At 57.9% G+C, this 14408-nt stretch carries 11 protein-coding genes and 1 tRNA gene; 7 read left to right on the forward strand and 5 right to left on the reverse strand.

Going from position 1 to position 14408, the window contains the following annotated elements:
- Positions 1-31: 31 nt before the first annotated feature.
- Positions 32-511, forward strand: a complete 480-nt coding sequence (locus B3M52_RS06475) for a hypothetical protein (protein ID WP_036208396.1) — start codon at positions 32-34, stop codon at positions 509-511.
- Between the two features lie 113 nt (positions 512-624).
- Positions 625-1251 carry an outer membrane beta-barrel protein gene (locus B3M52_RS06480; RefSeq protein ID WP_075196904.1) on the forward strand — a complete coding sequence of 209 codons (627 nt, stop codon included), beginning with the start codon at positions 625-627 and terminating at the stop codon, positions 1249-1251.
- On the opposite strand, the gene rlmKL is transcribed toward B3M52_RS06480, so the two are convergent.
- Entirely contained in the window at positions 1235-3418 is a 2184-nt protein-coding gene (rlmKL, locus tag B3M52_RS06485; RefSeq protein WP_075196905.1) for a bifunctional 23S rRNA (guanine(2069)-N(7))-methyltransferase RlmK/23S rRNA (guanine(2445)-N(2))-methyltransferase RlmL, read from the reverse strand. The genes B3M52_RS06480 and rlmKL overlap by 17 nt on opposite strands.
- A gap of 322 nt (positions 3419-3740) precedes the next feature.
- Here rlmKL and rmf point away from each other — a divergent pair, with 322 nt between their 5' ends.
- Positions 3741-3950 (forward strand): ribosome modulation factor, encoded by a 210-nt coding sequence (rmf, locus tag B3M52_RS06490; RefSeq protein ID WP_040474610.1) that lies wholly within the window; start codon positions 3741-3743, stop codon positions 3948-3950.
- A 214-nt stretch (positions 3951-4164) separates the two neighbouring features.
- On the opposite strand, the gene B3M52_RS06495 is transcribed toward rmf, so the two are convergent.
- Positions 4165-5184 carry a quinone-dependent dihydroorotate dehydrogenase gene (locus B3M52_RS06495; RefSeq protein ID WP_075196906.1) on the reverse strand — a complete coding sequence of 340 codons (1020 nt, stop codon included), beginning with the start codon at positions 5182-5184 and terminating at the stop codon, positions 4165-4167.
- 372 nt (positions 5185-5556) lie between these two features.
- Here B3M52_RS06495 and B3M52_RS06500 point away from each other — a divergent pair, with 372 nt between their 5' ends.
- Complete coding sequence (locus B3M52_RS06500; protein WP_075196907.1) at positions 5557-6723, forward strand: cation diffusion facilitator family transporter; 1167 nt, start codon at positions 5557-5559, stop codon at positions 6721-6723.
- 8 nt (positions 6724-6731) lie between these two features.
- On the opposite strand, the gene B3M52_RS06505 is transcribed toward B3M52_RS06500, so the two are convergent.
- On the reverse strand, positions 6732-8231 hold the full coding sequence (locus tag B3M52_RS06505) for a RimK family protein (protein ID WP_041333093.1): 1500 nt from the start codon (positions 8229-8231) through the stop codon (positions 6732-6734).
- A gap of 241 nt (positions 8232-8472) precedes the next feature.
- Between B3M52_RS06505 and B3M52_RS06510 the strand changes: the two genes are divergently transcribed.
- Complete coding sequence (locus B3M52_RS06510) at positions 8473-9585, forward strand: GNAT family N-acetyltransferase/peptidase C39 family protein (RefSeq protein ID WP_075196908.1); 1113 nt, start codon at positions 8473-8475, stop codon at positions 9583-9585.
- On the opposite strand, the gene uvrB is transcribed toward B3M52_RS06510, so the two are convergent.
- Positions 9582-11618: an excinuclease ABC subunit UvrB gene (uvrB, locus tag B3M52_RS06515; RefSeq protein ID WP_227517948.1), complete on the reverse strand. Its 2037-nt coding sequence runs from the start codon at positions 11616-11618 to the stop codon at positions 9582-9584. The two genes, B3M52_RS06510 and uvrB, sit on opposite strands and share 4 nt — an antisense overlap.
- A 233-nt stretch (positions 11619-11851) precedes the next feature.
- On the opposite strand from uvrB, the gene B3M52_RS06520 reads away from it, so the two are divergent.
- Positions 11852-13036, forward strand: coding sequence for a pyridoxal phosphate-dependent aminotransferase (locus B3M52_RS06520; protein WP_075196909.1), 1185 nt, complete (start codon positions 11852-11854; stop codon positions 13034-13036).
- Between the two features lie 69 nt (positions 13037-13105).
- Positions 13106-13181, forward strand: a tRNA-Asn gene (locus B3M52_RS06525).
- A gap of 512 nt (positions 13182-13693) precedes the next feature.
- Here B3M52_RS06525 and pyrF read toward each other — a convergent pair.
- The gene (pyrF, locus tag B3M52_RS06530) at positions 13694-14404 is read right to left on the reverse strand and encodes an orotidine-5'-phosphate decarboxylase (protein WP_075196910.1); all 711 of its coding nucleotides are present in this window, start codon (positions 14402-14404) and stop codon (positions 13694-13696) included.
- Between the last annotated feature and the right edge of the window lie 4 nt (positions 14405-14408).

The following is a 14408-nucleotide window of genomic DNA, read 5'->3' on the forward strand; positions in this document are numbered from 1 at the left end:
CCGCGCAGCCCGGCTACCCGGAGAGTGTACCTTGCCCGCACCGCGTTTTCTTGATATCGAATACTGCCAGACCGACGACGTTCTGTTCCCCGTGGCCATGGCCTGGTCACTGGAAGACGGTCAGATGAAAACCGTCGTCATCGCCCCGGCCGACGAATGGATACCGGAAGACGCCGACCTGGGCGATATCGACCTGCTCTACCTGGAAGAACAGGGCGTACCCCTGATCGAACTGGCCCAGGAGCTTCATCAGGACCTGCCCGACCAGACGGTTTACGTGGACGGCATGGACCCGGACGAAATCCTGGTGGATCTGATCTTCACCGCCGTCGCCATGGACGCGCCCTTCGAAATCGCGGGCATGGAAGAACTGGTCACGTCCCTGCCCCGGGAAGCGCTGGACGACCGACGCAGGCAACTGCTGTCCGACGAAGGCCTGGAACCTCAACTGCCCGAAAACGGGGTCTATGCACTGTTATTGATTGCACGTGAGGAAGGCTTCTTCGACTGAACCCCATCCTACAACGTCGCTGGCAATGCGAACTGTGACTTGTGTCGACGTAACAAACAGTTACAGAAGGCAGAATCTGTCGGAATCCGACAACGCCAGGAAGCCCAATAACAATGAACACGCTGTTGCGACACCTCTTCACGGCCGCCACGCTTTCCGCAGCATTGCTCACACCGGTCATGGCCAGCGCACAGGATAAAGTTCCCCGCGAAGGCATGACCTACGTCGGCATTCTGGCCACCGGACTCAACCACCGGTCTGTAGGCCAGAACACCCTCGAAACAGCCTGGTCAACCACAGGATCCATGGTGCTTGGAACGCATATTTCCGAGTATTTTCACGTGGAGATCCGCGCAGGTGCGGGTACCACCACCGCCGAAATCGACAACGAACTGGAATTGGACATCGAGTACTTCGCCAGTTGGTACATCGGCGGCCATTACCCGATCACCGATTACGCCAACGCCTATGCCCAGTTCGGGTTTTCCCACGTCCAGGGGGTTGCCACTCTGACTCCGCTGGGCAAGGCCCGGGAAGCCGATCCTGACGATGACTCGCCCTACGCCTCAATCGCGGACGAATATCCGGACAGTTCCTTCAGCGTGAGTTGGCTGCTTGGCCTGGATTTCGAGGTTATCGATAACGGTTTCATCGTCCTGGAAGGTGGCCGGTTATTTGAAGACACCGAAACCGGCGCGAACACCTTCCAGTTCTCAACCGGTTTTAAATACGAGTTCTGACCTGCCAGCACCGGTGAATTCGGGCATTGCGCTGAAAATCCCGGTCCAGGGTATCCCGGGTCACTTCTTCAATGGCGAACTCCTCTTCCAGGCTCTCATCCAGCTTGAAGCGCCGGAAGTTGGTCGAGAAAATCAGCAGGCCCTCTGAGGTCAACCGCTGCATCGCCTGGCGTATCAACCTGCCATGGTCTTTCTGAATATCCAGTACCCCGGCCATGCGGGCGGAATTCGAGAAGGTGGGCGGGTCCATAAAAATCAGGTCAAAACGCTGATCGCTGGTTGGCTTGCCCGCCAGCCACGCCAGGCAATCCGCCTGCTCCACCCGGTGATGGGATGCATCCGCACCGTTAAGCGCGAGATTCTCCTGAGCCCAGTTCACATAGGTTTTCGACATGTCCAGGCTCAGTGAACGGGTCGCGCCGCCGACCGCTGCGTGCACGGTGGCCGCTCCGGTATAACAGAAAAGATTCAGGAACCGCTTGCCCGCAGCATTCTGCTGAATCCAGTTGCGTACTGGTCGATGGTCCAGGAACAGGCCCGTATCCAGATAATCCTTGAGGTTCACCTTCAGAACACAACCATGTTCGTGAACGTTGAAAAACTCTCCGCTGGCTGCCTGCTTTTCGTACTGGCTGGTACCTGTCTGCCGCTGTCGTTGCTTGCAGACCATGTCTTCCCGCTCGACACCGATGGCGTCGGGAATCACCGCCAGAGCCTCGGCCAACCGTTCCCGTGCGGAACGCTCGTCGACTGACTTGGGAGCAGCGTACTCCTGAACGTGGACACGACCCTCGTAGACATCAATAGCGAGTGCAAACTCGGGCATATCGGCGTCATACAGGCGGTAACAGCCGATACCCTGCTTGCGGGCCCACTGGCCGACGGTCTTCATATTTTTCTTCAGGCGATTGCGCAGCATCGCAGCGCGCTCTTCATTGGCGATGCGAGGCGTCACCTCGCCAGGTACATCGGGCTCCCGCGGTGTCATGGCGCTGGCGTCATCCACGTTGAACAACAGCAACTGCGCCGGCAACTTGCCGTTGTAGAGACGGTACTGCTTGTAGCTGCGAAGGCCTATGGATTTGCCGTACTCGGGCGCACCGGTGAATACGCCAAACCGCCAGCCCGGCAACGCTTCCTTAACGGCTTCACCCAGGCTGCGATAAAGACCGCCCAGCTCCTTGCGTTCGCTCAGGCGCTCGCCGTAGGGAGGGTTAACCAACACCAGGCCAGTCTCGGCCCAGGCCTCTTCGCGGCTGAACTGGTCAACTCCTTGCTGCTTGATGGTTACGATGCCTTCCAGGCCAGCCCGTTGCAGGTTGTTCCCTGCGGTTTGTATCACCCCTCGATCCTGGTCAAAGCCCAGGAAGGCAGGAACGCGCCCCTCAATGCCCTGCTTGCCTGTATAGGCGCGCTTCTCGGCTTCCTGGCGCAGTGACAACCACAGGTCCGGCTGGTGGCCCAGCCAACGCTCAAAACCGAAACGTTCGCGCTTGCGGCCGGGCGCCAGATCCAGAGCCATCATGGCAGCCTCAATCACCAGCGTGCCGGAACCACACATAGGGTCGATGAAATCGCCGCCGGCTTTCGCCAGCTCCGGCCAACCGCACCTCGTCAGCAGAGCCGCCGCCAGATTTTCCTTCAGTGGCGCTGCCCCCTTTTCCGTGCGATAGCCCCGCTTATGGAGGCTGTCGCCGCTCAGGTCGATGCCTACCGACAGTTTGCCGCGATTCAGGCGTGCGGATACCGTTACATCCGGGTTTTTGGCGTCCACGGAAGGCCGCTGTCCACTGGCACTGCGCAGACGGTCCACAATGCCATCCTTGACTCGCTGGGCACCATATTGCGTGTTTCGGATGGCTTCGTTCTGACCCACAAAGTTGACGCGGAAACTGCCATTCATCGGAATATGCTGCTGCCACTCCAGATCCGTCACCCCCCCCAGCATCTGGTCACCGGAGGTGGCATCCACGTCCGCCAGATGAAGGATGACCCGGTTTGCGAGCCTCGACCACAGGCAGGCACGATAGCCACTTTCAAGGGTGCCGTTGGCCCAGACACCTGCCGGTGCGTTCCGGACCGGGTCCATGCCGAAGGTACGCAGTTCGTCCTCCAGCAAATACTCCAGGCCCTTGGGGCAGGTTACGAAAAAGTTAAGGTCTGACACGTTCGACTCCTGAGTCGTTTCTACGATGGCTAAGGTCGTGGGATTAGCGCATTTTCCGAGGTTTTCACTGGCTTGTTATGTCACACAACTATAAGAGAAGCTTCATATAGATGAAATAAATAGTGTACAAGGGCGCTGGCTTAGTCTTACCTTGTAGGTGACGCGTCGTTCCGGGGAGCCAACAAAGGGCTCTCTGTTAACAGGATCCTGACTGCTCTGGCCATACCTGACAATAGTGGGTTACCCCGGAAGGGTTGCCCCAAGTCTCGGCCACGGCAGATGTGTACACGCTTGTTCTGTTAATCCATCAGTGAGGAACGGCATGAAAAGACAGAAAAGAGATATGTACGCTCGTGCATTCAAACGGGGTTACCTGGCCGGCGTGTCCGGTAAAGCAAAAGACAGTTGCCCGTTGGAACAGCCGGAAGTTCGCCAGGAATGGCTCAACGGGTGGCGAGAAGGCCGCACAGATCAATGGGAGGGCATGACCGGCGTATCCGGCATCCACAGACTGGCAAACGTAACGGCATAACGTTGTTTGTCAGCACCCCGAATCTTTAATCTGATCTTTCAACAACACACAATTTGGCGCAGTACCCAGAGCAACCCAAACGGGTCCTCCCGACCCGTACCATGCGATGAAACGCCACGGGGTTTATTCCCCGCACGGGCCCGCTAAGCGGGCCCACTTTATTTCTGGCCTCACTTCCTGGCACACCTCATGGCACACCGTTCTCACCACCGCATCAAGTCAGACGCCGAATCGCGTCGACCGACTCCCGGATCAGCGCCGGACCGCGATAGATAAAACCGGTATAAATCTGCACTAACTTTGCGCCGGCACGAATTTTCTCAGCCGCGCTGTCACCGTCGGTAATGCCGCCTACCCCGATAATCGGTAACGACTCTCCCAGTTCCGCATACAGAGCCTGAATCATCCGGGTGGAAGACGCCTTTACCGGCGCCCCGCTGAGCCCCCCAGCTTCTTCCGCGTACCGATGCCCGGCAACGGCCTCGCGGCTGATGGTGGTATTGGTGGCTATGACACCGTCCAGCCCCGACTCTTTCAGAGCGTTGGCCACAAAGCGCACTCCGTCGTCGTCCATATCCGGGGCGATCTTCACCGCCAACGGCACGTAGCGCCCATGTTCCTTCTCACAACGTGCCTGCTCCTCCTTGATGGCGTGCATCAGGCCCTTTAGAGAGTCGCCAAACTGAAGATCCCGCAGACCGGGCGTATTGGGGGATGATACGTTCACCGTGATGTAGTCAGCGCCGGAATACACCGCCGCGATACCTTTGCGATAATCTGACTCGGATTCCTCGTTGGGTGTGGCCTTGTTCTTGCCGACATTGATACCCAGTACGCCGGCGTAACGACGCTTGTCCACCTGATCCAGCAGGTGCTCAAGGCCATGATTGTTAAAACCCATCCGATTGATAATGGCGCTGTGCTCAGGGAGCCGGAACATTCTCGGCTTCGGGTTGCCGGGCTGAGCCAGAGGCGTGACAGTGCCTACTTCGATAAACCCAAATCCCAATGCGCCCAGGGCATCCAGATGATCAGCGTTCTTGTCGAGCCCTGCAGCCAGCCCAACGGGATTGGGAAACTCCAGGCCCATCACCTTGGTTGGCAGCGGCTCCGGCTTGCTGACGAGCGCCTGGAGCAACCCGAGCTTTCCTGCCATATCGAGCCCCGACAACGTCAGGTTATGAGCAGTCTCCGGTGGCAGCCGGAACAGCAGTTCGCGCATAATGCCATACATACACAATCTCCCTGATCGAGAACGATGCGGAGTATACCGGAAGTTTTCCACAGCATCGCCCTACACCTTAAATATGACGGCTAAATGTCTGTAGCGTTAAGCTCTTGTGACCTTTTCCACGGAATCTGTGGATAACCCTGTTGAAAATCGCGGGGCAACGCGGCCGAACCCTTGATATTCGCGCCAGCCTACAGATTGATCATTTTTTGATCAGTTTATTTATTTATAAATATCAGATAGTTACGGAGCCTTTTCTGTCACGGCAGGCAGTTCAGTCACAGAATGTTACGTCATTCAGCGATTCCGCCCATGTGCATAAAACATACAGTGGCAGGTTCGTTATACTGACGATCAGGCCCACGGAGAACCTCAATGACGGACCAGCAGACCTTTTCCTCCCAAGAACACAAGGGACTCCCCCAGGAGCGCAGGGCAGCATCGCGTGTAACCGTTATCGGAATGCTACTGGATGGTGTACTGGGCACTCTCAAGGTCATCGCCGGAACGCTGTTTCATTCCCAGGCGCTGTTGGTGGATGGCATTCATTCCTTTACGGATGTCGCATCGGACCTGGTCGTACTGGGCGTCATGCGGGTGTCCCGTCAAGCGCCAGACCAGGACCATCCTTATGGCCACCAACGCATAGAAACCATGGGCACCATGGTGCTCGGCAGCATCCTCATTGCCGTTGGCGCGGCCCTGGCCTGGGATAACACCCTGCGACTGCTTGATGGCGGCGCTGTGAACATTCCCGAATGGCCGGTGTTGGTGGCAGCCGTCATCTCCATTGCCAGCAAGGAATGGATCTATCGCTACACACGCCGGGTTGGCATAGCGATCCGTTCGGACCTGATCATCGCCAATGCTTGGCACAGCCGCACTGATGCTCTCTCCTCCGTGGTGGTGCTCTTCTCGACCATCGGCGCCATGCTGGGCTATCTGTGGCTGGACATTCTCGCGGCAGTGATTATCTCCGGGATCATCATTCACATCGGTTGGCGCTTCACCCGCGACAGCGTGAAAGAACTCGTCGATACAGGCCTGTCCCCGGAAGATACCGAAGCACTGAAATACATCGCCAGTAAGACCGACGGCGTGCGCAACGTGCATGAACTTCGCAGCCGACGCATGGGGCATGACATCCTGCTGGATGTGCACCTTGTGGTGTCGCCGGAGATCAGTGTCTCCGAAGGGCATCAGATAGGAATGCAGGTGGTAAAAGCCATGCGCAATGCCCTGGACAACATTCTCGACATCAATTTCCACATTGATGCCGAGAACGACGAAATCCATCCCCAGACCTCCGAGCAACTGCCCGCTCGAGCGGAAATCCGCGAGGTACTTCACCAACACATAGAAAACCTGCCGTCCAACAACCGGCTACGGCTGCATTACCTCCGCAACCGGGTCCATATGGAACTGTTTATGGAGATTCCTGAGTCTGAGGCACTTCCCGACGCCCGTCAGATCAGCGAGGACCTGGGCCGCTACGCGTGGTTCGGCAGCCTCAGGATATGGCACGCCCATACCGAGAACTGAAAGGGCGTCTAGCGACGCCGCTTTTCCTCCATGCGGGACAGGAACTCCTGCATGATCAGGGTGTATAACTCCCCTCCCAGGAAGCGATCCTCAACCCCGGCATCAATGCTGGGGTTGTCGTTTACCTCAATGACTGCCACTCGGTTACCAGACTGTTTGATGTCCACACCGTAAAGGCCATTGCCGATCAGACGTGTGGCGTTGAGCGCTGCCTGGATGACGTTCCGGGGCACCTCGTACGTCGGCATGGTATCGAAACCACCGCTGTCCACTTCCGCGCCACCGTGCTGGTAGATCTGCCAGTGTCCCTCCACCATGTAGTATTTACAGGCATAGATGGCCCGGCCGCCAAGCACCCCGATACGCCAGTCATAATCGGTGTAAAGGTACTCCTGGGCCAGTACCAGTGCCGACTGTTTGAACAGCTCTTTCAGGCCCGCCCGCAGCGTTTTTTCATCCTCCGCCTTGGTGACTCCCCGTGAAAAGGCGCCGTCAGGAATCTTGATAACAGCAGGAAAGCCCAGATCACGAATCACCTGTTCAGCACTGTCTTTCTGATCCTTCGACAGAATCAGGGTTTTTGGTGTCGGGATCTTGTTGTTCTTCAACAGATCCGCCAGATAGACCTTGTTGGTACAACGCAGGATCGACACCGGGTCGTCGATCACCACCATGCCCTCGGCCTCGGCCTTGCGGGCGAAACGATAGGTGTGATGATCGATGGCAGTAGTCTCGCGAATAAACAGGCCGTCGTATTCCGGCAGCCGCATATAATCACGGCGGCCGATCTGCTCCACGTTAATCCCCAGCTTACGGCCAGCCTTCTCGAATTTCTCCAGCGCCTCTTTGTCGCTGGGAGGCATTTCCTCGTCCTCGTTGACCAGCATCGCAAGATCAAACCGATAACGACGGCGGGTACGGGGCTTGCGCCAGACCATGCTACTGAAACGGTCAAACGCCGCCGCGAAGGCATCCTGTTCTTTCCCTTTCAGGTCGGCGGGACAGCCTGGCTTCATGGACGCTATCTGCCAGGTTTTGCCACGGCGGAACACCACGTCCAGAACCGGGCACGGGAAACGATCAAACAACGCGCGTGCAACCGGCTTCAAATCCCCATGTTCCGCCTGCCCGAAGTACGTGCGGACACGTACTTCCCGCGTGGCGTGGTTATTGTCACCGGCGGGCTCGATCTCAGCCCCGGCTTCCTCAAGCCAATTGATCACGCTCGCATCCAGTTCATCCAACTGCAGCGAGAACAGCCCTTTGCGGCTGAGGTCGTTGAGCGTCATCACAGACGGCACCACATGATGGCCACGAGCCTCAGCCAGCAGTGAACAGTAATAGCCACGACTGAGGTACCGGGCGCTCTGGCACAGGTTGATCACCCGCACCCGACTGGAAGTGGGCGCGGAAAACTGTAGATACTGATCAAAAGTCAGCACGTCTTCACTGGGGTAATACGGTGCCCAGTCCTTGGCGCGGTCAACAACAATCAACAATCGTGACATCAGTGGCATTCCTCCATGAAGGCAGTGCCGGAAGCTTGGGGAACACAGGCCCACCATGCGTCGACGGTGCCTGTACAATCTCGCAACAATACGCCGGAACGCTTTAGCCTACAATTAGCACGAAATGCGTGCTTTTACGCATGATTGCATGCTATCGGCAACGTCAGCACTCACTCATAATAGCCGTCAAAGCTGAATCCGGCGAAGTCGCCACATTTGAGTTATCCAGAGTTCTTTCCCTATGACATCACTCGCTTTTCGTCACGCCACAAGCGATGACCTGGACGCACTGGTAAAGCTGGAGAACCGCTGCTTCGCTGAAGACCGGATCTCACGGCGCAGCTTCCGGCGCTTCCTGGATATGCCGCGGGATCGCCTGATTATCGCGTTGGCCGGCGACGAACTTGTGGGCTACTGCCTGGTGTTGATGAGCGCGGCCACCCGGCTGGCGCGAATCTATTCCATCGCGGTGTCGCCAGCCGAACGCGGCCGCAATATCGGCGAGCAATTGGTGCGTGAGGCAGAAGCTGCGGCGGTCGACGCCGGCCGCATTGTGATGAGACTCGAAGTGCGGGAAGACAATTCCCCGGCGATACGGCTCTACCAACGCCTGGGCTATCGCCAGTTCGGCACCTATCGGGACTACTACGAAGACCACGGCACCGCGCTGCGCTTCGAGCGTCGCATCCTGTTCTACGAACCTTCGCGGGAATTTCCGGCGGTACCCTATTACCCCCAGACCACAGAATTCTCCTGCGGCCCGGCAGCCCTGATCATGGCCATGGCGACCCTGGATGAACAGCAGCCAATGACCACCCTGGAAGAACTGAAACTCTGGCGTGAGGCCACCACCATCTTTATGCTCGCCGGCCACGGCGGCTGCGGCCCCCACGGCCTGGCACTGGCGGCCTGGCACCGCGGGTTCCACGCCAGCGCCTACATCAGCAAAGAAGGCGCCCTATTCAAGGATACGGTTCGCAACGACGACAAAAAGCGGGTTCTGGAGCTGGTGCACGAAGGCTTTCTCTACGACATCGGCCAGACCGGCATCGAACTCCATCACGACCCGCTCACCCTGGATGGTATGGAGGCTGCACTCCACGATGGCCGCGTGCCGGTGATCCTGATCAGCACCTGGCAACTGAATCGCAGCCGCGTGCCCCACTGGGTGACGGTGTGTGCGATGGATGATCAGTTTGTATACCTGCACGACCCGGAAATTGACACGGACGTTGGTGAGACCGTCGCTGACAAGCAATACCTGCCGGTAGACCGCCGGGTGTTCGACCGCATGTCCCGTTACGGCAAGAACCAACCGTTGCAGGCAGCGGTCATAATAGGACCAAGGCGTTAGCCAGTCCGCAAGGCAGCCTCTTTAAGCTCGGAAATATCATCCCGTAACCTGGCAGCCGTCTCGAAGTCGAGATCCGCAGCGGCCTTGTACATATCGTCCTCCAGTCGGGTGATCTCCTTGAGAACCTCTTCCGGAGAGCGGTTACCCGCCTTGGCACGGTACTTCTCTGCCTCCTCGGCAGCCTTCTCGCCCGGACGCTCGGCCTTACGGCGACCGCGACCACCGCCACCACCGGCGCCTTCCATGATATCCGCGATCTTCTTGTTCAGACCCTGCGGCGTGATGCCATGCTCCTCGTTATGGGCCGCCTGCTTCGTTCGGCGGCGTTCGGTTTCGTCGATCGCCCGCTGCATGGAACCGGTGATCCGATCGCCATAGAGAATCGCCTTGCCATGGAGGTTACGCGCAGCCCGCCCAATGGTCTGGATCAGCGAACGTTCCGAACGCAGGAAACCTTCCTTGTCGGCATCCAGGATAGCCACCAACGATACTTCTGGCATATCCAGACCTTCCCGCAGCAGGTTGATGCCTACCAGTACGTCAAACTCGCCTCGGCGCAGGTCACGGATGATCTCAACACGCTCTACGGTATCGATGTCCGAATGCAGGTAACGCACACGGATATCATGCTCCATCAGGAAGTCTGTCAGATCTTCGGCCATACGCTTGGTGAGCGTGGTCACCAGAACCCGCTCGTTGACGTCAGTGCGCAAGCGGATTTCCGAGAGCAGATCGTCCACCTGGGTAGAGGCCGGGCGAACTTCGATTTCCGGGTCCAGCAGGCCGGTTGGCCGCACCACCTGTTCAACCACCTGCCCTGCATGCTCGGCTTCGTAGTTGCCGGGGGTGGCGGAGACAAACAGCATCTGCGGTGCAATCCGCTCCCATTCATCAAAGCGCATGGGCCGGTTATCCAGCGCAGAAGGCAGTCGGAAGCCGTACTCCACGAGAGTTTCCTTACGGGACCGGTCGCCCTTGTACATGGCGCCGATCTGGGGAATGGTGACGTGGGATTCGTCCACCACCAGCATCGCATTGGCTGGCAGATAATCGAACAGCGTCGGAGGCGCCTCGCCCGGCTGGCGACCAGACAAGTACCGGGAGTAGTTCTCGATGCCGTTGCAGTAGCCCAGCTCCAACATCATTTCGATGTCGTAGCGGGTGCGCTCTTCCAGACGCTGCGCTTCCACCAGGCGGTTGTTGTCCCTTAATTGCTGCAGGCGCTCATCCAGCTCGACCTTAATGCGCTCAACGGCATCCAGCACTTTCTGTCTTGGCGTGACATAGTGGGATTTCGGATAAATGGTGACACGGGGCACCCGCCGGAGAACCTCACCGGTCAAGGGATCAAAGTAACTGAGGTTTTCCACCTCGTCATCGAACAACTCAATGCGGATGGCTTCTTTCTCGGATTCTGCCGGAAACACATCGATCACATCTCCCCGCACCCGATAATTCGCCCGGTGGAATTCGACATCGTTGCGGGTGTACTGCAGCTCGGCGAGGCGCCGGAGGATGTGACGCTGGTCGATCTGGTCACCCCGGTCCAGGTGCAACATCATTTTCAGGTAGGACTGGGGATCACCCAGGCCGTAAATGGAGGATACGGTGGCAACGATGATGGCATCCGGCCGCTCCAGCAGGGCCTTGGTCGCCGACAGACGCATCTGCTCTATATGTTCGTTGATGGAGGCGTCTTTTTCGATGAACGTATCGGACGATGGTACATAGGCTTCGGGCTGGTAGTAGTCGTAATAGGAAACGAAATACTCCACCGCGTTGTCCGGGAAGAACTCACGAAACTCGCCGTACAACTGGGCCGCCAGGGTTTTGTTGTGGGCCATGATGATGGTCGGCCGCTGCACCTGCTGAATGACGTTGGCAATGGTAAAGGTCTTGCCCGAGCCGGTCACACCCAACAGCGTCTGGTGTGCCAGGCCGGAGTGGATACCGTCCACCAGCCCATCAATGGCTTTGGGCTGATCCCCAGCTGGCTGAAACGGGGAATCCACCTTGAAGGCGCCGTCTTTCATGAGCGCGCCGGTTTCTGAAGTGGCCATAGTCTGGAGACATCCTTCGTTCAATCAAAAGTGATCTGGGCAACGCATTGCACCGCGAATATCAAAAGGTGCAATCTGCAGAGAAACTTATCGTCACGCGGGCTTCATGATACCATCTGAATCGTCAAAGGCGGCCTGAACATGGTGGAAACCACTACCCCGACGCCGCCGGAGCCCTATCAGACGCAGCTTTAAGGAGCGCAAGTTTGGACCTTCAACTTTCCAGCCGAGTACAGGCAATCAAGCCCTCTCCCACCCTCGCAGTCACCAACAAGGCAGCGGAGCTACGCGCTGCTGGCCAGGACATTATTGGCCTGGGTGCCGGCGAGCCGGACTTCGATACCCCGGATCACATCAAACAGGCGGCCATCGAAGCCATCAACAACGGCCAGACCAAGTACACGGCCGTGGATGGTACGCCCGCTCTGAAAAAGGCGATCATTGCGAAGTTCAAACGGGACAACGGCCTGGAATACGAAGCCAACCAGATCCTGGTAAGTGGTGGTGGCAAGCAGAGCTTTTTCAACCTCGCGCTGGCCACACTGAACAAGGGCGACGAAGCCATTATTCCAGCGCCGTACTGGGTATCTTACCCGGATATGGTACTGGTGGCTGAAGGCAAACCGGTTATCATCGAAACCAGCGCCGACACCCGATTCAAGATCACCCCGGAGCAGCTGGAAAGCGCCATCACCGAGCGCACCCGCCTGTTCGTGATCAACAGCCCGTCCAACCCGAGTGGCATGGCTTACAGCCTGGACGAGCTGAAGGCCATTGGCGAAGTGCTGAAGAAGCACCCGCAGATCATGATCGCCACAGACGACATGTACGAGCCGATCCTGTGGACCGGTCAGCCGTTCTGCAACATCCTGAACGCCACGCCGGAGCTGTACGATCGCACTTTCGTGCTCAATGGCGTGTCCAAGGCCTACTCGATGACCGGCTGGCGCATCGGCTACGCCGCTGGCCCGGCAAAAATCATCGGCGCGATGAAGAAGATCCAGTCCCAAAGCACGTCCAACCCGGCATCGATTTCCCAGGCGGCCGCAACGGCAGCGCTGGACGGTCCTCAGGCCTGCGTGCAGGAAATGGTCACGGCGTTCAAAGAACGTCACGACTACCTGGTAGAAGCCCTGAATGCCCTGCCGGGCGTTGAATGCCTGCACGGTGACGGGACCTTCTATGTCTTCCCGAGTTTCCAGGCGGCCATTGACGCAGACTCGGGTGTCAGTAACGACGTAGAGTTTGCCGAGAAGCTGTTGAAGGAAGCCGGCGTGGCTCTGGTGCCGGGCTCCGCTTTCGGTGCACCGGGCCATATGCGCCTGAGCTTCGCCACTAGCCTGGATACGCTGAAGCAGGCCATTGAGCGTTTGCAGAAAGCGCTGGGCTAAAAATCCTGGCAAGGGGTTGACGAGGCGTTGGGGTAACCTTAATATACGCGCCTCGTCACACGACGACGTTCCCCGATAGCTCAGTTGGTAGAGCAACGGACTGTTAATCCGTTTGTCGCTGGTTCGAGCCCAGCTCGGGGAGCCACTATTCCGAAAAGCCGCTAGTCCTCTGGATTAGCGGCTTTTTTCGTTTTGGTTCTTTGGGTTTAGGTTTGGCCCTAGCCTGTTGGTATGGTGCACCCTAGCCGGCTAGTAGCGGTGCCACGGCGAGGTAGGACTTCCTTCCCGAAAAACGCTACAAGCACGTCCGTGTGCGCTTGGGCTCCGCCATCCATGGCTCCGCACATTTTCGGGAAGGAAGTCCTACCCCGCCTGATTCAGCCTCTGGAGTTATCGAAACAGATTACGCTGCGCCAGTGCACCCTATGCTTACAACTCCAACATCGATAACCACAGCTATCAATAAAAATCGCCTAACAGCGATATCTGAAAGTTCAAACCGGTGCGGTGGTGGCTCCCTCCCAAAAATGTGCGGAGCCATGGATGGCGGAGCCCAAGCGTACATGGATGTACTAGAAGCGTTTTTTGGGAGGGAGCCACCACCGCACCGAAGCACCATACTATCAGGCTAGAAAAGAATCAGACCAAGAACCAAAGTTAAAGGCCAACCACCTCAGAGTGAATAGCCTCCAACGCAGCCAGAGGATCAGCAGCCTGCGTAATCGGACGGCCGATGACCAGGTAGTCGGAACCGGCTTTGAGGGCATCTGTAGGCGCCATGATGCGTTGCTGGTCGCCCTTGTCGGCAGACAGCGGACGGATGCCCGGGGTGACCAACTTGAAATCCTTGCCTTGCTCCGCTTTCAACGCCGGCGCTTCCTGTGCGGAGCAGACGACGCCGTCCAGGCCGCAGTTGCGGGTCAGAGTTGCCAGGCGGGATACCTGGGCTTCCGGGGAATCCGTGATACCGATACCGGCAAGATCCTCCGGCCCCATGCTGGTCAGCACAGTAACGGCAATCAGCAGTGGCCGATCCTTGCCGAAGCTTTCCAGGCGGTCGCGGCAAGCGGTCATCATTTTCTCACCGCCGGAGGCATGTACGTTCACCATCCAGACACCCAGATCCGCCGCGGCCGCTACGGCTGCGGACGTTGTGTTCGGGATATCGTGAAACTTCAGATCCAGGAAAACGTCGAAGCCGCGGTTCTGCAGGTCACGAACCAGAGCCGGCCCTGAACGGGTAAACAGCTCCTTGCCGACTTTAAGGCGACACTTCGCAGGGTCCAGTTGATCAACCATAGCCAACGCGGGCTGATCGGAGGGGAAATCCAGGGCAACGATGATTCGGGGATTATCGGGGGTTTGCACGGTC

Source organism: Marinobacter sp. UBA2688, assembly GCF_002352785.1.
GTDB classification, from domain to species: domain Bacteria; phylum Pseudomonadota; class Gammaproteobacteria; order Pseudomonadales; family Oleiphilaceae; genus Marinobacter; species Marinobacter salarius.